This window comes from Leifsonia sp. NPDC080035 (genome assembly GCF_040050925.1).
Taxonomy (GTDB): domain Bacteria; phylum Actinomycetota; class Actinomycetes; order Actinomycetales; family Microbacteriaceae; genus Leifsonia.
Genome location: NZ_CP157390.1, coordinates 1,598,205 through 1,622,398 on the forward strand (window position 1 = coordinate 1,598,205; position 24,194 = coordinate 1,622,398).

23 protein-coding genes are annotated in these 24,194 nt (G+C 71.6%); 13 read left to right on the top strand and 10 right to left on the bottom strand.

Annotated elements, in window-relative coordinates; all coding sequences use genetic code 11:
* The first annotated feature begins 68 nt into the window (after positions 1-68).
* Together AAME72_RS07895 and AAME72_RS07900 are read left to right on the top strand one after the other, a co-directional pair.
* Complete coding sequence (locus AAME72_RS07895; protein WP_348789691.1) at positions 69-980, top strand: serine hydrolase; 912 nt, start codon at positions 69-71, stop codon at positions 978-980.
* Positions 981-984: 4 nt separating this feature from the next.
* Positions 985-2,052: a PrsW family glutamic-type intramembrane protease gene (locus AAME72_RS07900; protein WP_348789692.1), complete on the top strand. Its 1,068-nt coding sequence runs from the start codon at positions 985-987 to the stop codon at positions 2,050-2,052.
* Between the two features lie 21 nt (positions 2,053-2,073).
* Here AAME72_RS07900 and AAME72_RS07905 read toward each other — a convergent pair whose 3' ends face one another.
* The 5 genes from AAME72_RS07905 to AAME72_RS07925 form a co-directional block, all read right to left on the bottom strand.
* On the bottom strand, positions 2,074-3,144 hold the full coding sequence (locus AAME72_RS07905; protein ID WP_348789693.1) for an NAD-dependent epimerase/dehydratase family protein: 1,071 nt from the start codon (positions 3,142-3,144) through the stop codon (positions 2,074-2,076).
* A 27-nt stretch (positions 3,145-3,171) separates the two neighbouring features.
* The gene (locus AAME72_RS07910) at positions 3,172-5,739 is read right to left on the bottom strand and encodes a DUF2156 domain-containing protein (protein ID WP_348789694.1); all 2,568 of its coding nucleotides are present in this window, start codon (positions 5,737-5,739) and stop codon (positions 3,172-3,174) included.
* Positions 5,740-5,795: 56 nt separating this feature from the next.
* Positions 5,796-7,184: a glycine--tRNA ligase gene (locus AAME72_RS07915; RefSeq protein ID WP_348789695.1), complete on the bottom strand. Its 1,389-nt coding sequence runs from the start codon at positions 7,182-7,184 to the stop codon at positions 5,796-5,798.
* A 66-nt stretch (positions 7,185-7,250) separates the two neighbouring features.
* Positions 7,251-7,874, bottom strand: coding sequence for a GNAT family protein (locus tag AAME72_RS07920; RefSeq protein ID WP_348789696.1), 624 nt, complete (start codon positions 7,872-7,874; stop codon positions 7,251-7,253).
* 58 nt (positions 7,875-7,932) lie between these two features.
* Entirely contained in the window at positions 7,933-9,237 is a 1,305-nt protein-coding gene (locus AAME72_RS07925; protein ID WP_348789697.1) for a glutamyl-tRNA reductase, read from the bottom strand.
* Positions 9,238-9,351: 114 nt separating this feature from the next.
* Between AAME72_RS07925 and hemE the strand changes: the two genes are divergently transcribed.
* The 11 genes from hemE to hemL are packed head-to-tail and all read left to right on the top strand — an operon-like array spanning position 9,352 to position 19,202.
* Positions 9,352-10,509 (top strand): uroporphyrinogen decarboxylase, encoded by a 1,158-nt coding sequence (hemE, locus tag AAME72_RS07930; RefSeq protein ID WP_348789698.1) that lies wholly within the window; start codon positions 9,352-9,354, stop codon positions 10,507-10,509.
* Positions 10,506-12,077 (top strand): protoporphyrinogen oxidase, encoded by a 1,572-nt coding sequence (gene hemG / locus AAME72_RS07935; protein WP_348789699.1) that lies wholly within the window; start codon positions 10,506-10,508, stop codon positions 12,075-12,077. Before hemE ends, hemG begins: the two co-directional genes overlap by 4 nt.
* A gap of 8 nt (positions 12,078-12,085) precedes the next feature.
* Complete coding sequence (locus AAME72_RS07940) at positions 12,086-12,418, top strand: hypothetical protein (RefSeq protein ID WP_348789700.1); 333 nt, start codon at positions 12,086-12,088, stop codon at positions 12,416-12,418.
* A 15-nt stretch (positions 12,419-12,433) separates the two neighbouring features.
* Positions 12,434-12,859, top strand: coding sequence for a phage holin family protein (locus AAME72_RS07945; protein ID WP_348789701.1), 426 nt, complete (start codon positions 12,434-12,436; stop codon positions 12,857-12,859).
* The gene (locus AAME72_RS07950) at positions 12,849-13,064 is read left to right on the top strand and encodes a DUF3618 domain-containing protein (RefSeq protein WP_348789702.1); all 216 of its coding nucleotides are present in this window, start codon (positions 12,849-12,851) and stop codon (positions 13,062-13,064) included. The genes AAME72_RS07945 and AAME72_RS07950 overlap by 11 nt, the downstream gene beginning before the upstream one ends.
* A gap of 58 nt (positions 13,065-13,122) precedes the next feature.
* Positions 13,123-13,854 (top strand): hydrogen peroxide-dependent heme synthase, encoded by a 732-nt coding sequence (gene hemQ, locus AAME72_RS07955; protein WP_348789703.1) that lies wholly within the window; start codon positions 13,123-13,125, stop codon positions 13,852-13,854.
* Positions 13,851-15,032, top strand: coding sequence for a ferrochelatase (locus AAME72_RS07960; protein ID WP_348789704.1), 1,182 nt, complete (start codon positions 13,851-13,853; stop codon positions 15,030-15,032). Before hemQ ends, AAME72_RS07960 begins: the two co-directional genes overlap by 4 nt.
* The gene (hemC, locus tag AAME72_RS07965; RefSeq protein ID WP_348789705.1) at positions 15,029-16,030 is read left to right on the top strand and encodes a hydroxymethylbilane synthase; all 1,002 of its coding nucleotides are present in this window, start codon (positions 15,029-15,031) and stop codon (positions 16,028-16,030) included. The genes AAME72_RS07960 and hemC overlap by 4 nt, the downstream gene beginning before the upstream one ends.
* Positions 16,027-16,824 carry a uroporphyrinogen-III synthase gene (locus AAME72_RS07970; RefSeq protein ID WP_348789706.1) on the top strand — a complete coding sequence of 266 codons (798 nt, stop codon included), beginning with the start codon at positions 16,027-16,029 and terminating at the stop codon, positions 16,822-16,824. Before hemC ends, AAME72_RS07970 begins: the two co-directional genes overlap by 4 nt.
* A gap of 51 nt (positions 16,825-16,875) precedes the next feature.
* Entirely contained in the window at positions 16,876-17,856 is a 981-nt protein-coding gene (gene hemB, locus AAME72_RS07975) for a porphobilinogen synthase (protein WP_348789707.1), read from the top strand.
* The gene (gene hemL, locus AAME72_RS07980; RefSeq protein ID WP_348789708.1) at positions 17,853-19,202 is read left to right on the top strand and encodes a glutamate-1-semialdehyde 2,1-aminomutase; all 1,350 of its coding nucleotides are present in this window, start codon (positions 17,853-17,855) and stop codon (positions 19,200-19,202) included. Before hemB ends, hemL begins: the two co-directional genes overlap by 4 nt.
* Before the next feature lie 25 nt (positions 19,203-19,227).
* Here the strand turns inward: hemL and AAME72_RS07985 are convergent, their stop codons facing one another.
* The 5 genes from AAME72_RS07985 to AAME72_RS08005 all read right to left on the bottom strand — a co-directional run bounded on the left by AAME72_RS07985 (position 19,228) and on the right by AAME72_RS08005 (position 24,113).
* Entirely contained in the window at positions 19,228-19,464 is a 237-nt protein-coding gene (locus AAME72_RS07985) for a hypothetical protein (RefSeq protein ID WP_348789709.1), read from the bottom strand.
* 37 nt (positions 19,465-19,501) lie between these two features.
* The gene (locus tag AAME72_RS07990; protein WP_348789710.1) at positions 19,502-20,755 is read right to left on the bottom strand and encodes a sugar ABC transporter permease; all 1,254 of its coding nucleotides are present in this window, start codon (positions 20,753-20,755) and stop codon (positions 19,502-19,504) included.
* Positions 20,752-21,561: an ATP-binding cassette domain-containing protein gene (locus AAME72_RS07995; protein ID WP_348790103.1), complete on the bottom strand. Its 810-nt coding sequence runs from the start codon at positions 21,559-21,561 to the stop codon at positions 20,752-20,754. Before AAME72_RS07995 ends, AAME72_RS07990 begins: the two co-directional genes overlap by 4 nt.
* A 106-nt stretch (positions 21,562-21,667) precedes the next feature.
* The gene (locus AAME72_RS08000; protein ID WP_348789711.1) at positions 21,668-22,783 is read right to left on the bottom strand and encodes a sugar ABC transporter substrate-binding protein; all 1,116 of its coding nucleotides are present in this window, start codon (positions 22,781-22,783) and stop codon (positions 21,668-21,670) included.
* Between the two features lie 148 nt (positions 22,784-22,931).
* Positions 22,932-24,113: an ROK family transcriptional regulator gene (locus AAME72_RS08005; RefSeq protein WP_348789712.1), complete on the bottom strand. Its 1,182-nt coding sequence runs from the start codon at positions 24,111-24,113 to the stop codon at positions 22,932-22,934.
* Between the last annotated feature and the right edge of the window lie 81 nt (positions 24,114-24,194).

Sequence of the window (24,194 nt, forward strand, 5' to 3'; positions counted from 1 at the left end):
CGACGCGCGGGCCGGGGGGACCGCGGCCGTGCCGACATCCCGACTCGGAAGAAGGATCGAGCCCTACCGTGACGAGCCAGACCGAGCAGACCGCGCGCCGCAGCCGTCATGCCGACACCCGGAGGGGCAGGCACCAGGGCGCCGACCGCACGCAGGAGATGTTCAGCCGCGGGTTCGAGGCGCTAGGCCGGCTCGCGATGCAGGGCGTGCAGGTGTCCGGCCGCGCGACGGACCTCGCCAGCGGCGAGGTCCTCTTCTCGGTCGACGACCACATCGTCATGCCGACGGCCAGCATCGGCAAGGTCCTGCTGCTCGTGGAGGTCGCCGCGCGCCTCCAGTCCGGCCAGTTGAGCCCGCTCGCCGTCCTCGACCGTGCGCCGCAGGACGCGGCGGGCGACTCGGGCATCTGGCAGCACCTCCAGGTGCCGTCGTTGCCGGTCGCCGACCTGGCCGCCCTCGTCGGTGCGACCAGCGACAACCTGGCCACCAACGTGCTGCTCCGCCGCGTCGGCCTGGAGGCCGTGAGCGCCCGCACCGAGTCGCTCGGCCTCACCCGCACGGCGCTCCTCGACCTGGTGCGCGACCACCGCGGGCCGGACGACGCTCCGCAGCTCTCGGTCGGCAGCGCCAATGAGCTCACCTGGCTGTTCTCCGCGCTCGCCCGCGGCGAGGTCGTGGATGCGGCGACGAGCCGGCAGGTCATCTCCTGGCTGTCCCTGAACAGCGACGCATCGCTGGTGTCGAGTGCGTTCGGGCTGGACCCGCACGCGCACCGGCAGGCCGAGCACGGCATCCTGCTTGTCAACAAGACGGGCAGCGACGCCGGCGTCCGCAGCGAGGTGGGCGTGCTCCGCGGCCCGCGGGCCGGGGTGACCTTCGCCGTGTCGACGTATTTCGACGACACCAGCCTGGCATCGCGACTCGCCGTCATCGACGGGATGCGCACGGTCGGTCTCGACCTGCTGGAGTACGTATTCTGACGGGATGACCGTCCCGCCGCCGCCACCTCCCGGCTGGTATCCCGACCCGAGCCCCGCGCCGTCGTATCGGTGGTGGAGCGGCGTCGCCTGGACCGAGCACACCTGGCCACCGCCGCCGGCCCCCGCGAACGCGCAGGCAGCGGCCGCGCAGACCGGCGCCGCCGTGGCGCAGGGCGACGTCCGCCCCCGGCGGCGCAAGTGGCTCGGCCGCTTCGGCGGCTGGCTCATCGTGGCCGCGAGCGCCGCCGTCTGGCTGTGGCTGTTCGGCCTCAGCCTCCTGGTGACCGCCCTCGCGCCGCACGCCGGGGACGGCGCCCCGGCCGTCCTCTCGCCGTATCTGCTGGTGACCGGCAGCGGGACCGCCGCGGCGGCCATCTTCTACACGATGGCCTACAAGCTCCGGCCGGAGGACGGCGTGACCGTCCCCCGCCTGGCGGCCGTCGCGCTGATCGGCGGCACGCTCGCGACGCTGATCGTCCTGCCTGTCGAGGGTCTCATCGACGTGCTCGCGGGTGGCACCGCGCGCCATCCGAGCCTCGCCGTGCTCGCCAGCGCGGGAGCCGTGGAGGAGCTGGTCAAGCTTGGATGCGTCCTGCTGCTCTGCTCCCGGCTCCCGGTGAAGAACGCGCGGGTCGGGCTCTTCGTCGGCGGGGCGGTCGGCCTCGGCTTCAGCTTCATCGAGAACCTCTCCTACCTGCAGCAGTCGTACGTGCTCGGCCACGACAACGGCTCCGGGATCGGGCTGTTCCTGACGACGACGGCAGGACGGGAGCTGACCGGGCCGTTCCTCCACCCCGTGTTCTCTGCGCTGCTGGGCGCCGCGGTCTTCGGCGCGGCGAGGAACGGCCGGTTCCGCATCACGCTCGGCGTGGTCGGCGCCTACCTCGGCGTCGCGGCGGCGCACGGGCTGTTCAACAGCCTGCAGTGGGCGGGGAGCGAGCGGGCGTTCGGGCCGGCCAGCGGCTTCCTGCTGCTGCTCGCCGACCTGATGTTCGTGATCGCGAGCGGCGTCACCTGGCTGCTCGTCGTGCGGCACATCCGCCGACGGGATGCACGGGCCCTCGCCACCTGACCGCGTTCCCGTCGCGACCGCTCACCGCCGGCCGAGCGCCTCGTCCTCCGCGGCGTAGTCGAACCAGCGGTCCGCCTCGGCGCGCTCGGCGATCGACGGGAACAGCGCCCGCCAGTCCTCCTGGCGGCGCTCGGCCGCGCGCACCTCCCGCACCGCCCAGTCCACCGCGGACGCGACGGCCTCGTCGTAGCCGGCAGGCTGGCGATAGCCGAGCTGCACCTTCGCCTGCGCCATGCTGAGCAGCAGCGGGTTCGCGACCGTCCATGGCGTGCCGCCGAGCCCGTCGACGGGCGGCCCATCGAAGCCGACCACCTCCACCTCACGGTCGAGCGCGGCGTACACGGCGCGGGCGATCTCCGCGACGCTGAGGTCGTCCTCGTCGACCGCGTTCAGCACGCGGCGGCCGGGATGCGCGGCGCAGAGCGCGATCAGCTCGGCGATGTTCGCGGTCGACGACGTGCTGAACCGGTTGCGGCCGTGGTCGGCCAGCAGCACCCGCTCGCGCCCGTCGAGCGCGCGCTTGATGAAGTACCACTCGCGCAGGGCCGGGCTGAACGGGCCGTGGATCGCGCCCGGCCTCAGGATGCTCGCCGGCAGCCCCTCCACCTGAAGCAGCCTGCGCTCCATCGCGGCCTTGAGCGGCGAGTAGGTGCGCTCCCTGTTGTCGACCGTCGGGTCCGTCTCCCGCAACGGCACAGGGTAGTCGGGGAAGTCGTCCGGCCCGGTGACCACGTCGAGGTAACCGCCCTCCCTGCCGAGATAGACGGACCCCGTCGAGATGACGACGAGCGAACCGATCTCCCCGGCGAGCCCGGCGAGCTGGTCGGCGTGCCGGGGTTCGTATGCCACGGTGTCCAGCACGAGGTCGTGGCCGCGGGCGCGCTCCAGCAGTGCGTCGGTGTCGTCACGGTCGAGCCGGATGCTCGTCACGTCGCCGTCGACGAGCTCCGTGTCGCCGTGGTGCCGCCCGCGGTGCGCGACGAGCACGGACCAGCCGTCCGCCGCCAGCCTGCGCGCCGCCGCCGTGCCGATCTGGCCGGTGCCGCCGATGATCATGGCGGTCCTGCCCGCTCTGCCGCTGTCCACCCTCATGCCGCCACCGTACGCTGCGCGGCGTCCTCAGCGGACGATGGTGCGGGCGAGCGCGACGTACTCCTTGGCGTTCGCGTCCGGCAGGTAGGCGCGGCCGATGGCGTTGCCGATCGACGGGAGCGCGACGGGGTCGGGATACGCCATCCACAGCGTCTCGTAGGTCGGGTTGAACTTGCTCTTGAATTTGAACAGCGACGCGAACCCGTAGGCGGGCTCGAGCGTGCGCGCCAGCAGGGCGAGCACGCGGTCCATCGCCCCCGGCTCGGCATCAGCGCGCTCGTCGCCGTCTGCGCCCGCGGGCTTGGTGGCGAGCGGCGCCCCCGACAGGCTGAGCACCTCGACACCCTCATCGCGCATGTGCTGCGCCGCGGAGGCGATGATGAACTCCATGATGCCCGGGATGCTGCCGTCTGCCCGGCGCATGAAGTCGATCGTGTAGCCGACAACCGTCCCGTCGCGCCAGCTGGGCAGCCAGCTCGTGACCGCCTGGAGCTCGCCCTCGGGGTCGTAGGCGAGGTAGAGGCGCACGTCGGGATCCTTCAGCTCCTCCATCCCGCCGAGCGTGAAGCCCATCTCGGGCAGCTCCTTCTCCGACACCCACTGCTCGCTGAGCGCGGCGATCTGCGACTGCTGCACCGGGGGGAGCTCGTCCCAGGTGGTCCAGAGCGTCGAGATGCGCTCCTTGACACCGCGGTTGTGCGCCTGGCGCACCTTCTGCCACGGCTTGCCCTGCATGTCGAAGGTCTGCGGGTGCATCAACGTCTCCTCGCCCACCGACATGGTCTGCCAGCCCAGCGACTCGAACACCGGCAGGTACCTGTCGTGGATGCTGTAGAACACCGGCACCCAGCTGTTGGCGTCGCAGAACCCGACGAAGTCGATGATGGTCTGCTCGGCGCGCGCGGGATGGCAGACCGGGTCGGACAGCGTGATGGCCACTCCGTTGATCACCCGGTACGCCACCGCCGCGTCGCCCTCCTCGCTGAACCAGTACACGTTCCCCGGCCAGGTGCCCATGAAGCCGAGCGTGCCGCCGCCACCCGCCCGCAGCAGCTCGCGGAAGTGCACCTCGTCGCCGATCGTGCGGCCGGTGGAGGTCGCGCGGTAGAGCCGCAGCGTCGCCAGGACGAAGATCAGCCAGAACACCGGGCCGACCCACTGGTAGAGCAGCACCACCACGGCAGAGGTCGGGACGATCACCGGCCCGAGCACCGACTCGAACCCGGCGGGGACGAACCGGCGCAGGGTGGAGACGAACACGTCGCCGAGGCTCGCCTCCGGCACATAGCCGCCGAGCGTGGCGAGGCCCGCCACGAGGTAGGCGACCGCCAGCAGCGCGAACGAGACGGCCACCAGAATGGTGAACCGCACGACGGCGTCCCGGGGCGCACGGATCTGGAACTGCCGGCGCGTGACGATCAGCACGACGATCGACGCGAGCGGCACCAGGAGAACGGCCAGAAGCCAGAGCAGCACCTCGATCGCCGGGGCGAGCGCGCTGGCGTCGTCGATGTCCACCGTGACGTCCCCGCCGGGAAGCGCGGTGAACGGAAGGACGATCATCGCCGCGTTCACGACGATCCCGAGCAGCAGCGCGAAGTGCCTGCCGCGGCGCAGGCCAATCGCCGTGACGAGCAGCAGCACGAGCGGAAGCAGGCTGAGCAGCAGGGGTCCGAAGCCCTGCACCGACACCAGCGACAGCTCCTCGCGGCAGTTGGAGGTGTCCGCGGCCGCGCACTTCGCGAGCACGCTCGCCACATCCACCTGCTCGTTCTGGAAGAGCGCGGCGATGAACGAGAACGGTCCGAAGCCGCCCGGCGGCAGCAGCGCCGCGAGCGGCCCCACCGCCGTGATGGCGATGACCGCGGCCACCAAGTTGCGGGTCTCCCCGTGCGAGCTGCGGCGCAGCCGGTGCAGCCGGCCGCCGCGCAGGATGGCGCCGAGCGCCAGCCCGAGCAGGGCGGCGATGAGCCTGTACACGTTGTTCTGGTCGCCGTTGTAGAGCACCAGTGTCAGGATCACGGCGAAGGTGAGCAGCCGGATGCGCCTGCGCCAGAGCGTGCTGGCGAAGGCGCTCGCCGTGATGAGCGCGCCGAGGATCCCGATGGTCGGGTCGAGCGTGAAGTCGAACTCGGTCGCTCGCGCGAGCAGCTCTCCCACGTTCGCCGCCGCCCACTGGCCGACGACGCCCAGCGCGATGCCGAGCACTCCCGTGACCAGGAAGGCGACCACCACCCGGACGGTCCCGAGCAGACGCTCGGCGACGGCCATCAGGGTGAGCGCGAGCAGCACGCACAGCACCACCTGCACCGTGTCCTCCGGCACGAACAGGGCGGTCAGCGGCGTCCACCAGAACCCGCCGTGGATGGTCGTGCTGACGCCGGCCGCCCAGACGAGGGCGTCGCCGCCGGTGGTCGCCGGGGACCACAGGGTGCCGGTGAGGATGGACGTCACGATCAGCACGACCGCGAGCGTCACGCTCGCCGGCGCCACGCGGGCGTAGCGGATGAGGGTGTGCCAGGCCCCGCCCCGGCGGTTCCCCGGCGGGGGCGCGGCCGGCGGGGCGGACGCTGTGCTGGTCGGCGCGCTGCTCATCCTGTCTCCGTCACGGTGGGCACAACCCTAGCGGGCGGTGCGACCCGGGCGGAGGATCAGATCTCGCGGAGACGCTCCGCGAGGTAGCGGTCGAGACCCTCGAGCGGGATGCGCTCCTGCTTCATCGTGTCGCGGTCGCGCACGGTCACGGCGTCGTCCTCGAGCGAGTCGAAGTCGACCGTGACCGCCAGCGGCGTCCCGATCTCGTCCTGCCTGCGGTAGCGGCGGCCGATCGCGCCGGAGTCGTCGAAGTCGACGTTGCGGCGCTTGCGGAGCGAGTCGGCGAGGCCGCGGGCCAGCGGCGAGAGCGCCTCGTTCCGCGAGAGCGGGAGCACGGCGACCTTCACCGGCGCCAGGCGCGGGTCCAGGTGCAGCACGGTGCGCTTGTCGGTTCCGCCCTTGGCGTTCGGCACCTCCTCCTCGTCGTACGCGTCGACCAGGAACGCCATCAGCGCGCGGGTGAGGCCGAAGGACGGCTCGATCACGTACGGCACGTAGCGCTCGTTCTTGTTCTGGTCGAAGTAGCTGAGGTCCTTGCCGGAGTGCTCGATGTGCGTCTTCAGGTCGTAGTCGGTGCGGTTCGCGACGCCCATCAGCTCGCCCCACTCGCTGCCGACGAAGTCGAACTTGTACTCGATGTCGATGGTGCGCTTCGAGTAGTGCGCGAGCTTGTCCTTCGGGTGCTCGAGGCGGCGGATGTTCGCCGGGTCGATGCCCAGGTCGACGAACCAGTCCCAGCAGAGGTCGATCCAGGTCTGGAACCACTCGTCGTCCGTGCCCGGCTCGACGAAGTACTCGATCTCCATCTGCTCGAACTCGCGGGTGCGGAAGATGAAGTTGCCCGGCGTGATCTCGTTGCGGAACGCCTTGCCGATCTGGCCGATGCCGAACGGCGGCTTCTTGCGCGCCGTCTGCAGCACGGCCGCGAAGTCGGTGAAGATGCCCTGCGCGGTCTCCGGGCGCATGTAGTGCAGGCCGGACTCGTCGTCCACGACGCCGAGGTAGGTCTTCATCAGGCCGGAGAACTGGCGGATCGGCGTCCACTGGCCCACCTTGTCGGGGTGGTCGGGGTCGGCGATGTCGTCGAGGCCGTTCACCGGCGGGTGGCCGTGCTCGGCCTCGTACGCCTCGAAGAGGTGGTCGGCCCGGTAGCGCTTGTGCGTGATGAGCGACTCGGTGAGCGGGTCGCTGAACACCTTGACGTGGCCGGAGGCCTCCCAGACCGCGGTCGGCAGGATGATCGCCGAGTCGAGACCGACCATGTCTCCACGGCCGCGCACGAAGGCGTTCCACCACTCGCGCTTGATGTTCTCCTTCAGCTCGACGCCGAGGGGACCGTAGTCCCACGCGGAGCGGGTACCGCCGTAGATCTCTCCGGAGGGGAAGACGAATCCGCGGTGCTGCGCCAGCGTGATGACGGAATCCAGTCTCGACGGTGCGGCCATGGTGCTCCCTGTTCGGTGCCGGGGTGGTGTGGGGGACCCGTCCATCCTACTGAGGAAGCGTGGACGTCACCGGCCGGAGCGGAAGTCCTGCTCCAGGATGGCGAACACCGCCGTGTCCGTCCACTCGCCCTTGGCGATCTCCGTCTCGCGCAGCAGCGCCTCCTGGCGCATCCCCAGGATCTCGCAGAGCCGCGCCGACGCCTCGTTGCGGGCGTCGAGCTGCGCGAACACGCGGTGGCCGCCGAGGGTGTCGAAGCAGAGCTCGAGCAGGCGGGTCGTCGCCTCGGTGGCGTAGCCGCGACCGTGGACGGCCGGGTGGAACACCCAGCCCATCTCGAACTTCGCCCACTCCGCCTTCTTGAGGAACAGGCTCACGTGGCCGATGACCCGGCTGTGCCCGCCCTCCGGGTCCGGCAGCTCGACCGCGTAGACGATGCCGTCGCCGTCCTGCGCGAGGCGGTTCATCGCGATGCGCTTGCGCAGGTGCTCCGCCGACTCGTCGTGGTCGTGCACCTCCCAGTAGAGGTAGCGCGCGACGTCCTTCAGCCTCTCGAACTCGTGGCCGTTCTCCAGATCGCCGCTGTTGAGCGGACGCAGCAGCAGCCGCTCGGTGCGGAGCTCCTGCGCTGCGTAGGGCAGGCCGGCGGCGGTGTGCGGTGCGGGGGTCTGGATCGTGGCCTCGTCGCTCACGGTTCCTCCTCGGTGACGGTGTCGGGATGCGTCGGGTTCGTCGGGTTCAGTCGGGTTCTCAGGATGCGGCGGACTGCTCGTCCACGGCGGTCAGCCTCGGCTGGGCCACCGGCTGCTCGACCTCCAGGCCGAAGAGCGCGGCGGTCGCGTCGACGAACGCCTGCGCGTCGCCCTCCCTGGCCAGTTCGCGGGCGCGGACGGACGGGGTGTGCAGCAGGACGCCGGCGAGGTGGCGCAGCGCCGCTTCGGTCTGCTCGCTGGAGTCGCCGCGGGAGCGGGCGCGCGCGATCTCGGCGTCCAGCACGTCGAACACGTGCTTACGCAGCGCGACGAGGGCGGGGGTGACGGCCTGCTCGGCGGTCTGCGCCGCGAACTCGGCGGCCGCGGCGCCGACGATCTCACGGGCGTCGTCCGCGGCGTGCAGCTCCTCCACCGGGGCGTGGATGCTGATGGTCTCGAGGTCGAGCAGCTCGACGCCGTGCAGCTCGGCGACGGCGGGGTCGACGTTGCGGGGAAGGCCGAGATCGATCACGAGCCGGCGCTCAACGGCGTCCCGGCGCGCGGTCGCGACGGCGAGCATCCCCGGGGTGAGCACGTACTCGGTGACGGCGGAGCAGGTGACGACGAGGTCGGAGCGACCGAGCGCCTCCTCGAGGTCGGCGGCCTCCACCGGGACGACGTCGTGCGACAGCGCGAACTTCGCGGCGCGGCCGGACGGCGAGTACACCCGCACGTCGGTGGCGCCCTTGTCGCGGAGCGCCGCGAGGCTCGCGCCGGCGTACTTGCCGGTGCCGATCAGCAGCACGCGCACCTGCGCCCAGTCGCTCACGCGGCTCTCGGCGAGGTCCAGCGCGAGCCGCACCATCGACCGGCCGGCCGTCATGATCCCGGTGCGGTTCTTCACGCCGCGCGAGGTGCGCGACGCGATCTGGAACAACCGCTCCAGGTCGCTGGTGACGGTCCCGGCGACGCGGGCGGACTGGAGGGCTCGGCGCACCTGGCCCGCGATCTCGCCCTCGCCGACGACGACGGACTCGAGGCCGCTCGACACCGAGAACAGGTGCTCGGCGACCGCGTCGTCGCAGTAGACGGCGCTGGAGGCGCGGAGCACGTCGGCGTCGATCCCGGAGGCGGCGCTGACCGCCTCGATCACGGTCTCTGCGGAGACGGCGCGCGCGGCGGGGAGGGGCTCGTCGATGTCGAGGTAGGCCTCGAACCGGTTGCACGTGGCGAGCACCACGGACCCGGTGACGACTTCGGAGTGCTCTGCGAGTGCGGCGGTGACGGCCGGAGCGTGACGCTCGAGCCGTTCCAGGAGGTCGAATTCCGCGGTGCGGTGGCTCGACGAGAAGCAGAGAAGCACGGTGAGAAGCCTACGCTCGCCCCGGGCGTTCCCTCGAATCGAGACCGCCTCCTCCGCGGTCGCACGCGCGGATTCCCGGGTGATTGGCAGAATGCGCCCTGGCAGAATCGACACGTGACCTCCCTCGACTCCGCCCATCCCCTCGCCGCAGGCCTCACCGCCGCCAGCCGCCTCGTCCGCTCGTACCAGGGCGAGCACCAGGAGGTGACGCCGGTGTGGTTCATGCGCCAGGCGGGACGGTCCCTCCCCGAGTACCGCGAGCTCCGCGTCGGGATGCGGATGCTCGACGCCTGCCTCGACCCCGCGATGGCCAGCGAGATCACGCTGCAGCCGGTGCGCAGGCACGGCGTGGACGCGGGCATCTTCTTCAGCGACATCGTGGTCCCGCTCAAGCTGGCCGGCGTCGCGGTGGAGATCCAGCCGGGCAAGGGTCCGGTGTTCGAGCGCCCCGTGCGAACGCTCGACGACGTCAAGCGGCTCGAGGAGACCGACCCGGCATCGATGGACGACGCGACGTTCGCCCCGATCGCGGAGGCCGTCCGGCTCACGACGGCGGAGCTCGGCGAGACGCCGCTGATCGGGTTCGCCGGAGCGCCGTTCACGCTCGCCGCCTACCTGGTCGAGGGCGGGCCGTCGAAGGACCACATCCGCGCCAGGACGCTGATGCACGCCGACCCGGAGGCCTGGTCGCGGCTCATGGCCTGGACAGCGGACATCTCCGGAGCGTTCCTGCGGGCGCAGGTGCTCGCCGGCGCGAGCGCTGCGCAGCTGTTCGACTCCTGGGCGGGGTCGCTCTCGCTCGCCGACTACACGGAGCACGTCGCCCCGGCCTCGGCCAGGGCCCTCTCGCACGTGCGCGACCTCACCTACGCCGTCCCGGTCGCGCCTCCGCACGTCCCGCTGCAGGCGTCGGTGCGCCAGGACGGCGAGCCCGCCGTGCGCAACGTCCCGCTCGTCCACTTCGGGGTCGGCACCGGCGACCTGCTCAAGGCGATGCACGAGGTCGGCGCGGACGCTGTCGGGGTGGACTACCGCACCCCGCTCGACGAGGCGAGCAGGCGGCTCGGCCACGTCGTCCCCGTGCAGGGCAACGTCGACCCCGCCATGCTCGCCGCCCCGTGGGAGGTGCTCGCCCCGCACGTCGAGACCGTGCTGAGACGCGGGTTGGACGCCCCGGCCCACGTCCTCAATCTGGGTCACGGCGTGCCGCCGGAGACCGACCCCGCCGTCCTGACCCGCGTTGTCGAGCTCGTGCACGGGTGGCGGCCATGAGCGGGCACGACGACCACGACGAGATCGGCGACGAGATCCGGCACGCCGTCGAGGCGCCGCCGACGCGCATCGTCGTGATCGGGGGCGGGATGGCCGGCCTGGTCGTCGCCCGCGAGTGCGCGCGTCCCGGCTTCGCTGTGACGGTGCTGGAGGCGGGGGAGCGGTTCGGCGGGTCCGTCGCGCCGCTCGAGCTCGACGGGATGACGCTGGACGCCGGCGCCGAGAGCTTCGCCACCCGCGGCGGGCACGTCGCCGAGCTGATCTCCGCCCTCGGCCTTGACGACGAGGTGGTCCCGCCGAATGCCGCGGGCGCGTGGGTGCGCAACGGCACGCGCAGCGTCCCGCTGCCCAAGGCCGGGCTGCTCGGCATCCCGAGCTCCCCGCTCGCGAAGGATGTCGTCGCCGCGATCGGCTGGGGCGGGGCCGTCCGCGCCTACCTCGACCGGCTCATCCCGGTGCTGAAGATCGGCCAGGAGCGCCGGCTCGGCGCGCTGGTGCGCAAGCGGATGGGAGCGAAGGTGCTCGACGAGCTCGTCGCCCCCGTCGTCACGGGCGTGTACTCGGCCGATCCGAAGGACCTGGACGTGGACGTGGTCGCGCCGGGCCTGAACGCCGCGCTCACCCGGCTGGGCTCGCTCTCCGGCGCGGTCGGCGAGCTGCGCTCGTCCGCGAAGGCGGGCAGCGCGGTCCTGGGCCTCCGGGGCGGGATGTGGCGGCTCCCCGCCGCTCTCGTCGACGACATCCGGAATCGCGGCGGCGAGCTACGAACGGGCGCCGAGGTCACCGCGATCGAGCCGTGGCGCGAGCCGGAGCCGGAGTCGCTGGCGGAGGCGGCCGTCGAGGAGGCGGTCGGCGCCGGCGAGCCCGTCGACGAGACCCTCCCCGCCCGCTGGACGGTCCGTCTCGCCGATGGGACGAGCATCGACGCCGATGCGGTCGTCGTCGCCGCTCCCTCGGACGCCGCGCTCCGGCTGCTGCCGACGGCGGCTCCGGGCCTCGCCGGCCTGGCGGAGCTGGACTGGCCGACCGCCTCGAGCGTCGAGTTGGTCACCCTCGTGCTCACCGACGACCGCGTCGGCTCGGCGCCGCGCGGCACCGGAGTGCTGGTCGCCGACACGCCGGGATCCGGGGTGCGCGCCAAGGCGATGACGCACTCGAGCGCCAAGTGGCAGTGGGTCGCCGAGGTGGCGGGGCCGGGCAGGCACATCGTGCGACTGTCGTACGGACGGGCGGGCAGGCCGGCCGAGACGACCGGCCTCCCCGACGCGGAGCTGCGCGCCGTCGCGACGGCGGACGCGGCCGAGATCCTGAATATTCCGTTCCCGGAATCCGCCGTCGAAGCATTTGCACGGACCCCCTGGACGAATGCCCTCCCCTATGCGACAGTGGGGCAGCGGGAGCGCATCCAGCGCGTTCGCGACGAGGCCGAGAGCGTCGAGGGACTCGAGGTGACGGGCTCGTGGCTCACCGGGACCGGACTTGCGTCCGTCATCCCGGATGCGCGCCGGGTCGCCGAGCGCGTACGGGGTCTACGCTGGAGGGCACTGACCGAGAACCTGGAGAGGTGAGGGACGGAATGCGCGGAAAGCTACTCTTCGTGGCGGGCGCCGCGGTGGGCTACGTGCTCGGCACGCGGGCCGGGCGCCAGCGGTACGAGCAGATGAAGGCCGCCGCCGCCAAGGTCTGGGAGTCGCCGGGGGTCCAGAAGCAGGTCCACGCCGTCGAGGACTTCGTCGCCGAGAAGGTGGGCGAGGTGCCGGAGGCCGTGTTCGTCACCGTCAAGAAGTTCGTCGTGCGGGCGAACGACCGCCGCCGCGAGGCGCGCGCACCCTACCCCGCGCGCACCGGTGAACCGCCGCTTCAGGCGGACGGCGTCGCCAAGGCCGTCAGGGACGGCGACGGAGCGTAACCCGGGAGGGGAGCCATGAGCGATCGAGAAGTTCCGGGCTCGCGGCCGAAGAGGGAGAAATCCCTCGGCGAGCTGATCACCGCGCTGCCGCGGCTGGTGATCGAACTGCTGAAGGCCGAGCTCAACCACCTCAAGGAGGAGTTCGCCGCGAAGGCGAAGTATGCCGGGATCGGAATAGGGCTGTTCGCGGCCGCCGCCGGGCTGCTCTTCTTCGCTCTCGGCGTCCTCATCGCCGCGGCGATCCTCGGTCTGGCGGTCGTGCTGCCGGGATGGGCGTCCGCGCTCATCGTGTTCGGCGCGCTCGTCGTGATCGCCGTCATCCTCGCCCTTGTCGGCGTCTCGTCCCTCAAGAAGATGGACGGCGTCGCACCGAAGGCGACCATCGCGAGCGTCAAGTCCGATGTGGACGCGGTGAAGGGGCTGGGCACCTATGACAACTGACCGCAGGGATGTCGAGCGGGCCCGCAGCGAGCTGGCCGCAACGCTCGACGCCATCGAATACAAGCTGAACGTGCCGAAGCGCACGGCCGAGCGCATCCAGGCGCTCCGGCGCGACAACCCGGTCGCTCTCGCGGGTATCGCCGCCGGTGTCGCCATCGCCGTCGGCGGCGCGGTGTGGGGGATCGTCCGCCTGGTCAGGCGCTGACCCGTTCCCGTCCGCGTCCCGTTTTTGCCTTCTCAGGTTTGCGAGGGAGACTGTGGGTATGAGTACCCCGGCTGCCGGACCGGCAGAGTCGACCACCCCCGAAGAGACAACTGAGACTCCGAGCGGCTTCACCCTGTGGGCCGTGCTGCGCCGTGATCCGGCGCGCCCCGACGACCTCGACGGCACCGACGTCCCCAAGGCGGTGCAGGAGCTCGAGGGCGTGATCGCCGACATCGAGTTGCAGGGCGTCACCACCCGCGGCCTCTACGACGTGTCCGGCCTGCGTGCCGACGCCGACGTGATGATCTGGCTGCACGGACCGGAGGCGGAGGCGCTGCAGTGGGGGCTGCGGCAGCTGCGCCGCACCCGGCTGTTCAAGGCCCTGCTCCCCACCTGGAACGCCATGGGCGTGCACCGGGACGCGGAGTTCAACCGCTCGCACGTCCCCGGCTTCCTGCGCGGCAAGGAGGCGAAGGGCTGGCTCTGCGTGTACCCGTTCGTCCGCAGCTACGAGTGGTACCTGCTGCCGGCCGAGGAGCGCTCGCGGATGCTCGCCGAGCACGGCCGCAAGGGCGCCGCCTTCCGCGGCGTGCTCGCCAACACGGTCGCCTCCTTCGCCCTCGGCGACTACGAGTGGATTCTGCCGCTCGAGGCGGACGAGCTCACCGAGCTCGTCGACGTGATGCGCGAGCTGCGGTACACCGACGCCCGCCGCCACGTGCGCGAGGAGGTCCCGTTCTTCACGGGCCGCCGCGTGCAGCCCGCCGAGATCGTGGAGGTCCTGCAGTGACCACCGCCGACGCCGCGCCCCGCGTCATCGCGGCGACCCCGGCCGCCGCATCCGGTCCCGAGCACGTCACCGAGCCGGTGGCATACGACGCCATCCTGCTCGCCGGCTTCGGCGGCCCGGAGGGGCAGGACGACGTCATCCCGTTCCTGCGCAACGTCACCCGCGGTCGCGGCATCCCGGAGGAGCGCCTCGAGGAGGTCGCCCACCACTACCGGCACTTCGGCGGCGTCAGCCCCATCAACGACCAGAACCGCGAGCTGAAGGCCGCTCTGGAGGCGGAGCTCGCATCCCGCGGCATCGACCTGCCCGTGCTCTGGGGCAACCGCAACTGGGACCCGTACATCGAGGACGCCCTGCGCGAGGCGAACGACCGCGGCTTCACGAAGCTGATCGCTATCGCCACCAGCGCCTACTCGTCCTACTCGAGCTGCCGGCAGTACCGCGAGGACTTCGCCCGCACGCTGGAGGAGACCGGGCTCGAAGGCACGATCCAGATCGACAAGGTGCGCCAGTTCTTCGACCACCCCGGCTTCGTCGAGCCGTTCATCGAAGGTGTGAAGAACGCGGTCGCCGAGATCCAGGAGAAGGTGCCGGGCATCGACCCGGGGACCGAGATCCGCATCCTCTACTCGACGCACTCCATCCCTTCGTCGGACGCGGCCAAGTCCGGTCCCGCCGAGCGCGGCTTCGGCGCGGGCGGTGCCTACGCGGCGCAGCACCTCGCGGTCGCGGAGGTCGTCTCGCAGGCGGCCACCGGCGGCGTGATCGGCTGGGACCTCGTCTACCAGTCCCGCTCCGGTCCGCCCTCGATGCCGTGGCTGGAGCCCGACATCAACGATCGCATCGCCGAGCTCCCCGCGACGGGCGTGAAGGCCGTCGTCATCGTGCCGCTCGGCTTCGTCAGCGACCACATGGAGGTGCTCTGGGACCTCGACAACGAGGCGATGGAGTCCTCCGAGGAGAACGGGCTCGTCGCGGTGCGCGTCCCCACCCCCGGCACCCACGCGAAGTACGTGAAGGGCCTCGTCGACCTGGTGCTCGAGCGCCGCGACGGCGTGCCCGTCGACCAGCGTCCCGCGCTCACCGACCTCGGTCCCTGGTACGACGTGTGCCGGCCCGGCTGCTGCGAGAACGTCCGGCTCGGCTTCAAGCCGGCCGCCGCGGGGCTGGCGCCGTGACCGGAACCGTGTCAACGGCCGCCGGCGCGTCCGCGCGGCGCGACGGCGTGCTGCGCATCGGCACCCGGGGCAGCGCCCTGGCCGTGGCGCAGACGACCCACGTCGCGAAGGCGATCGCCCGCGCGACCGGCGTCGACGTCGAGCTCGTCACGGTGACCACCCACGGCGACACCTCGCGGGAGTCGCTCTCCAACCTCGGCGGCACCGGTGTGTTCGCGACCGCGTTGCGCGAGGCGCTGCTGGCCGACGAGTGCGACCTGCTCGTTCACTCGCTCAAGGATCTGCCGACCGCTGCCGCTCCGGGCCTCGTCATCGGCGCGGTCCCGAAGCGCGCGGACGCGCGGGATGCGCTGTGCGCGCGCGACGGGCTCACCCTCGAGACGCTTCCGGAGGGGGCGCGGGTCGGAACGGGGTCGCCGCGACGCATCGCTCAGCTGAAGGCCCAGCGTCCCGACCTCGAGGTCGTGGACATCCGCGGGAACGTCGACACCCGCCTCGGCCGGGTGGCCGAGGGCGACCTGGACGCCGTGGTGCTCGCCGCCGCGGGCCTCGGCCGTCTCGACCGCCTGGACGCCGTGACCGACTACTTCCCGCTGTCCCAGTTCCCGACCGCGCCAGGGCAGGGAGCGCTCGCGATCGAGGTGCGGGCGGGCGAAGAGAAGGGCCGCGGGCCGATCGCCCGCGCGCTGCAGGCGGTCGACCACGCCACCACGCACGCCACCGCGACCGCCGAACGCACGGTTCTGGCCGGTCTCGAAGCGGGCTGCGCCGCACCCATCGGCGCCTCGGCTCTGGTCGAGGACGGGCTGCTCTTCCTGACCGCGACCGTCTACCGGCCGGACGGCACGGAGCGGATCACCGCATCCCACGCCGCCACCCCGGACTCGTTCGGCGCCGCCGACCTCGACGAGGCGGCGCGCGACGTCGGCGCCCGCGTCGTGACGGAGCTCCTCGAGGCGGGGGCCGCCGGCCTCGCTCCGCTCGGGAGCTCCCGATGACCTCCTCCGGCTCTTCCGCGCCGAAGCCGCTCGCCGGCTGGCGCGTCCTCGTGCCGCGGGGTGGTCCGTGGGGCGACTCGGTCGCCGCCGACCTGCGCGCCAAGGGCGCGTCCCCGGTGGTCGCCGCGATGATCAACTTCGCGGCGACGGCCGATGCGCCCGCCCTCGAACGGGCGCTGGACCGGCTGGCCGCGGGCGAGTTCGACTGGATGACCGTCACGAGCGCGACGACGGTGGACGTGCTGAGCGCCCAGCGCGCGGTGGTGCCGCCGACCACGCGGGTCGCCGCCGTCGGTGAGACGACCGCCGCCGCCCTGACCGCCGCCGGCTACCACGTCGACCTCGTCCCCGCCGAGGACAACTCGGCCCGCGGGCTCCTCGCCGAGTGGGAGGCCGCGACGCAGGGTGTCGTGCCGCTGCGCATCCTCACCCTCCGCTCCGAGATCGCCAAGCCCCTCCTCACCGAGGGGCTGCGCCGTATCGGGCACGACGTGGAGTCGGTCGTCGCGTATCGCACCGTCGGCGTCCCCGTACCGGAGAACGTCGTCGCGGACGTGCGCGCCGGCCTCGTGCAGGCCATCCTCGTCACCAGCGGCTCGGTGGCCCAGCAGGTGCAGGAGCAGCTCGGGCCGATCCCGGAATCCACCCTGGTCGCGGCGATCGGCCCGCAGACCGCCCGCGATGCCCGCGACTACGGCCTCCGTGTCGACGTCATCGCCGAGGAGCGCACCGCCGCCTCGCTCATCGAGGCCGTCGCGGCGGCCGCTGCCGCCCGCACCTCCCGCGCCTCCTGACACCGCCCGCGCCCGGCGAGCACTCAGCGCGGCGGGCGTAGGCTGGGGAGAGTGAGTGAGCTTCATCCCGTCGTCCGTCCGCGGCGGCTTCGGCAGACGCCTGCGATGCGTCGACTGACCGCCGAGACCCGCCTCCACCCTGCCGAGCTGATCCTTCCGCTGTTCGTGCGCGAGGGCGCCTCCGAGCCTCAGCCGATCGCCTCGATGCCCGGCGTCGTCCAGCACAGCATGGACTCGCTGAAGCGTGCGGCCGCCGAGGCCGCGGAGGCCGGAGTCGGCGGTGTGATGCTGTTCGGCGTGCCGGAGACCCGGGACGCCGTCGGCAGCGCCGCGACCGACCCGGACGGCATCCTCAACGTCGCGACCCGCGCGGTCGCCGCCGAGGTGGGCGACGCGCTCGTCGTGCAGACCGACCTGTGCCTGGACGAGTTCACCGACCACGGCCACTGCGGTGTGCTGGACGACAGCGGTCACGTCGACAACGACGCCACCCTGCTGCGCTACCGCGACATGGCGCTGGCGCAGGCGGAGGCCGGTTCCCAGCTGCTCGGGCTGAGCGGCATGATGGACGGCCAGGTGGCCGCGGTCCGCGAGGCCCTTGATACCGCGGGGCGGACCGACGTCGTCGTGCTCGCCTACGCGGCGAAGTACGCGTCCGCCTTCTACGGCCCCTTCCGCGAGGCCGTCGACTCGCAGCTCTCCGGCGACCGCCGCGCGTACCAGCAGGACCCGGCCAACCGTCGCGAGGGCCTGCGCGAGGCGCGCCTCGACCTGGAGGAGGGCGCGGACATCCTGATGGTGAAGCCCGCGCTCGGCTACCTGGACGTGCTGAGCGACGTCGCCGCGATCAGCGACATCCCGGTCTGGGCCTACCAGGTCTCCGGCGAGTACGCGATGGTCGAGGCCGCCGCAGCGAACGGCTGGATCGACCGCAACCGGATCATCGAGGAGACGCTGATCGGCGCCCGCCGCGCCGGCGCAGACGCCGTGCTCACCTACTGGGCGACCGAGGTCGCGGGGTGGCTTCGATGAGCGACAGCCAGGACCTGCAGGGCCTCGCCGACGGCGCCGCGATCGGCGACGTCAACCTCGCCCAGTTCGAGCGCGCGCAGCGCGTCATCCCCGGCGGCGTGAACTCGCCGGTCCGCGCGTTCCGCTCCGTCGGCGGCACCCCGCGCTTCATGGTGTCGGCGCAGGGCCCGTACATCGTGGACGCGCAGGGCCGCGAGTACGTCGACCTCGTCGCCTCGTGGGGCCCCGCCATCCTCGGGCACGCGCATCCCGCCGTCGTCCAGGCGGTGCAGGAGGCGGCGGCCAGGGGACTGTCCTTCGGAGCGTCCACTCCCGCCGAGACCGAACTGGCGGAGGCGGTGCTGGCGCGCGTCCCCTTCGTGGAGAAGCTGCGCCTGGTCTCCACCGGCACCGAGGCGACGATGACCGCGATCCGGCTGGCGCGCGGGTTCACCGGCCGCCCGCTGCTGATCAAGTTCGCCGGTCACTACCACGGCCACTCCGACAGCCTGCTCGCCGAGGCGGGCTCCGGGCTCGCGACCCTGTCCCTGCCCGGTTCCGCCGGCGTGACGGAGGCGACGGCGGCCCAGACGCTGGTGCTGCCGTACAACGACCTCGACGCCGTGCGCGCCGTCTTCGAGGAGCGCGGCCCGGACATCGCGGCCGTCATCACGGAGGCCGCCGCCGCCAACATGGGCGTCGTCGCGCCGGACGAGGGCTTCAACGCCGCGCTCGCCGACCTTGCGCACGAGTTCGGCGCGCTCCTGATCCTCGACGAGGTGCTGACCGGCTTCCGCGTGAGCGACGCCGGGTTCTGGGGCCTCGATCGCGGCTACACGCCCGACCTCGTCACCTTCGGGAAGGTCATCGGCGGCGGGATGCCGCTGGCGGCCGTCGGCGGACGGGCCGAGCTGATGGACTTCCTCGCCCCGACCGGCCCGGTCTACCAGGCGGGAACGCTCTCCGGGAACCCGGTCGCCGTCGCGGCCGGGATCACGACGCTCGCGCTCGCCGACGAGGCCGTCTACGACCGGCTCGACGTCGTGGCCGACCGGATCTCGGCGGAAGTCTCGGACGCGCTCTCGGCCGAGGGCGTCGCCCATCGGGTGCAGCGCGCGGGCAACCTGTTCAGCTTCGTGTTCGGCGACTTCGCCTCCGCCCCTCGCTCCTACGCCGAGGTCCAGAGGCAGGAGGCGTACCGCTACCGCCCGTTCTTCCACGCGATGCTGGACGCCGGCGTCTCGCTGCCGCCGAGCGTCTTCGAGGCGTGGTTCGTCACGGCCGCGCACGACGACACGGCCGTCTCCCGCATCCTGGACGCCCTTCCGGCCGCCGCCCGCGCTGCCGCCGCCGCCCACCCGGCCTGAGCCACCGCCCGGCGGCCGCCGGCTGCTACTCGTCGGAGGTCGACGGGGCGCGGGAGAGCGAGTCGACGTAGGTGTAGGTGGCCGAGTCCGGCCAGCCGTCCGCGTCGAGCAGCGCGTAGACGTCGAACATGAGCGTCCCGCCGCCGCCGGCCGGTCGCCGGAGCGTGCGTGGCGGGGAGTCGGACGAAGCCCGCACGGTCACCGTCTGCGGCTCCGCGCCCGCACGCAGAAGGCGGGCGTGGAAGGTGGTGGTCCGGGTCATCCGACCACCCTCTCACACCCGCCCGGCGTGCCGCCGCCTACGCTTGGCCGTGCGACTCCCGCGACCGGCGCGACAGCGAGTCGATGATCACCGCGAGCAGCAGCACGGCGCCGGTGATCATGAAGCGGTAGGACGAGTCGAGGTTCAGCAGGGTCAGTCCGTTGGAGATCGACTGGATCACCAGGATGCCGAGCAGCGCCGACCACGCCGATCCACGACCGCCGAAGAGGCTGGTGCCGCCGATCACCGCCGCCGCGATCGCGTTCAGGTTGGTGTCCGTCCCGCCCGAGCCCGCGCTCACCGATGCGAGGCGAGCCGCCGCGAGCAGACCGCCGACCGCGGCGAAGGTGGAGCAGAGGATGAACACGCTGATGAACACCCGGTTCACTTTGATGCCCGCACGCCGTGCCGCCTCCACCGAGCCGCCGACCGCGAACACCGAGCGGCCCCACTTGGTGCGGGTGAGGAAGAAGTTCATCACCACGACGAGGATCACGAAGAACAGGAACATCGCGCCGGTGCCGCGGTCGGTCGACAGATACCAGACCGCGATGCAGAGCCCGACCAGCAGCAGCGCCGCCTTGAGCAGCACGAGCGTCATCGAGCCCTCGGAGAGCCCCGCCTTCCGCCGCCGGACGTTGCGGCGCCAGTCGGAGAGGAACATCCCGAGCGCCGCGATCACGGCCAGCGCGTACGCGGCCCACGGCGGAAGGAACGTCTGCTGGGCGAACGTCACGATCCACGAGTCGTAGGGGATGTTGATCGAGCTGTTCGGGCCGAGGATCCAGAGCTGCACGCCCAGGAAGCCCAGCAGACCGGCCAGCGTGATCACGAAGCTCGGCACCCCGAACCGCGTGAACAGGAAGCCGTAGAGCAGACCGATCAGCGAGCCGGCCAGGATCGCGACGATGACCGTCACGGCCAGCGGCCAGTGCAGCTGGGTGAACCCGACGCCGAGGATGGCCGCCGCCACGCCGCTGACCGAGCCGACCGAGAGGTCGATCTGGCCGAGCAGCAGGACGAGCACGATGCCGATGGAGATCGTTCCGATCGCCGCGCACTGCAGCGTCAGGTTGACCAGGTTGTTGGCGCTCAGGAAGTTCGGGTTGAGGATCTGGAAGACGACCCAGATCACGATCAGGCCGATGACCACCGGCAGCGAGCCGAGGTCGCCGCCGCGCACCCGGCGCCCGAACGCGCGCGCGGCGCCGCCGAGGCCCTCGTCGCGGATGAGCCGCTCGTCCTGGAGGTCGGCCGCGAGCTCGGCCGGCGTCTCTGGTGCCTTCGTCATGCCTCGTGCTTCCCTTCGATGCGCTCGGCCCGCTGCGAGACGACGTTGTCCGTCGCACCGGTGATCGCCGAGATGATCTCCTCGTAGCTGACGTCCGGAACCCGGAAGTCGCCGTTGTTGCGCCCGAGCCGCAGCACCGCGACCCGGTCGGCGACCGCCTGCACGTCGGCCATGTTGTGGCTGATCAGGATGACGCCGAGGCCTCGCTCGCGCAGCCGCTCGATCAGGTTGAGCACCTCCGCCGTCTGCGCGACGCCCAGGGCCGCGGTCGGCTCGTCGAGGATGACGATGCGCGGGTCGCCGATCAGCGAGCGGGCGATGGCCACGGTCTGCCGCTGGCCGCCGGAGAGCGAGGCCACGGCGATCCGGACCGACGGGATGCGCGCGGACAGCTGCCGGAGCAGGCTCCAGGACCGCTTCTCCATCTCCTCCTCGTCGAGCGTCCCGTGGGTGATCTCGCGGCCGAGGAAGAGGTTGGACACCACGTCCAGGTTGTCGCAGAGCGCGAGGTCCTGGAACACGGTCGCGATGCCGAGCTCCCGCGATGCGGCCGGCGACGGGATGCTGACGTCCTGCCCGTCGAAGGTGATCGTCCCCGCGTCCTGCGGGTGCACGCCGGCGAGGATCTTGACGAGCGTCGACTTGCCCGCGCCGTTGTCTCCCACCAGCGCGACGACCTCGCCCGGGTAGACGTCGAGGTGGATGTCCGTGAGCGCCTGAACGGCGCCGAAGCCCTTCGAGACGCCGCGCAGGGAGAGGACGGGTTGGCGGTTCGACCGCTCCTGTTCTGTGACCGGGGACTCCATCGTCACGATGTTCTCCTTCGTCTCGTGGCTCAACTGTAAGTCGGAACCACCCGGCCTGGAGGTGCGGATCACCGCATCCCCAGGCCGGGTGTCTGTGCTGCTGGTGTTACTTGATGCCGTACTTGTCGCAGGCCGCCTTGTAGTCCGCGGTGCAGATCTTCGAGGCGGAGTCGGAGCCGTAGAACTCGTCCTTCACGACCGTCGACTCGATGTTGTCGGCGGTGACCGCGACCGGGGTCAGCAGGATGGACGCGATCTTCGCGCCGCCTGCGGTGTCGACCTCGGTGGTCTGCTCCGACGGCTTCTGGCCCTTGGTGAGCGCGATGGCGAGCGTCGCCGCCTTCTCGGCCTCGGGCTTCAGCGCCTTGTACACGGTCATGTACTGGTCGCCGGCGAGGATGCGCTGGATGCCGGCGAGCTCGGCGTCCTGTCCGGTCACCGGGGGCAGCGGGCTCAGGTTGGCCGCCTTCATCGCCGCGATCGCACCGCCGCCGGTGCCGTCGTTGGCCGCGTAGACGCCCTTGATCTGGTTCTTGAACTGCGAGACCTGGCCGGACACCCAGTCCTGGGCCTTGGCCGGGTCCCATCCGGGTGTGTCGTACTCGGCCAGCACCTTGAAGCCGCTGGAGTCGATGACGCTGTGCGCGCCCTTCTTGAACTGGGTGGCGTTGTTGTCCGTCGGCGAGCCGTTGACCATCAGGATGCCGCTGCCCGCTGCGACGCCGTCCTTCTTCAGTTTGTCAACGAGGGCCTGGGCCTGCAGCTGGCCGACCTTCTCGTTGTCGAACGAGATGTAGTAGTTCAGGTCCTTGCTGTTGATCAGACGGTCGTAGGAGATGACGGGGATGTTCTTCGCCTTCGCCTCGCCGACGATCGAGGCAGCGGCCTCACCGTCGAACGGGTCGAGCACGAGCACCTTGACGCCCTGGGTCAGCATCGACTCCGCCTGCTGCTGCTGCTTGCTGGCGTCGCCGTCGGCGTTCGCGTACAGCACCTGGCAGCCCGAGCACAGCTCCTTCACCTTCGCCTCGAAGTACGGCTTGTCCGCCGCCTCGTAACGAGCGGTGACGGAGTCGGGGAGGAGGAGGCCGATCTTGGCCTTCCCGGCATCGGCGGTGTTGTTGGAGGAACTCCCGCTGCCGTTCGAACACGCTGTGAGGGTGAGCGCTGTGAGCAGGATCGCGGCGGACGCGACGACCGCTCTCTTGGTGGCGATCTTCATTGAAAAACCTCCGATTCGAGACCGCCTTCGTTGGCGGCTGGGTTGAGTGTTGCAGTGCGCGGCTTTGGCGTCAAGACTTGAAGCCAAGCTTTCGATAACGGTTCGTCACGGATGGGGGACGGCGGGGGACACGCGGATTCCGGCGCGCTCACATCCCCGCGCCGCCGGGCGTCAGGGAGACGCAGTCGACCGCGTAGGCGACCGCGCCGAGGGTGGCCGCCCGCGGGCCGAGCTGGCCCTGCACGATGTCGGGCATCAGATCCTCGTTCACGATGATCGAGCGCTCGACCGCGTGCCGCATCGGGCCGAGCAGGAGCTCGCCGGCACGGGCCAGTTCACCCCCGACGACGACCCGCTCCGGATCGAGCAGGTTGCACAGGTTCGCGGTGGCGATGCCGATGTGCTTGCCCGCGTCGGCGATCGCCCGGATGCAGCGTGCATCGCCCGCCATCGCTTGCAGCACGACGTCTCCGAGCTTCAGGCTGCCGAGGTGGTCCCGCAGCTCGTCGAGGATGGCGGGGCCGCCCGCGATCGCCTCGAGGCAGCCGCGGTTGCCGCATCGGCACAGCGGCCCGTTCTCGCGGATGGTGGTGTGGCCGAACTCGCCGGCCACCCCGTTGTTCCCGCGGAAGAGCTGGCCGTTCAGCAGCAGCCCGGCGCCGATCCCGTCGCCGACATCCAGCGTGATGGAGGTGCGCTTGCCGCGCCCGGCGCCGAGGCGCGATTCGGCGAGTGCGGTCAGATTCGCGGCGTTGTCGACGAACACCGGCCGCTTCACGCGGCGCTCCATCGCCTCGGCGATGACCACACCGTCCCAGCCGCGCATGATTCCGCTGCGGGCGATCGTGCCCGTCGCGCGGTCGAGGGGCGCGGGGAGGGCAATGCCGACCGCGAGCACCTCGTCCCGGGACGCCTCCACCGAGTCCAGCATGTCGGAGAGCAGCATCGAGACCTTGTCGAGCTCGTTGTCCGCGCGGTGGTCCTTCGCGAGCGGCATGTGGTTCTCGGCGACCACGGTGTTCGCGACGTCCGAGAGCGCGACGCGCAGGTGACGGGTCGAGAAGTGCACGCCGACCACGAGCCCGAGAGCGTGCGCGAGGGTGACGTGCTGCGCCCGGCGCCCCGATCGGATGCTCTGCGCGGTGTGCAGGACGCCGGAGGAGGACAGCTCCTTGACGATGTTGGAGACGGTCGCGGGGGAGAGGCCGGTCGCACCCGCGAGCTCGACCTGGGTCAGGCCGCCGTGCTTCTTGATGGCATCGACGATCCGAGCCCGGTTGGCTTCACGAAGTGAAGTCTGCGAGCCCGGAGTCCGCCGCTGCGTTGCCACGACGAGAAGGATACATGGCGACCGCTGCTCGGAAAGCGGGAGCCGCCCGGTCGGTGACAACGGAACGGTTATGGGTTTGTG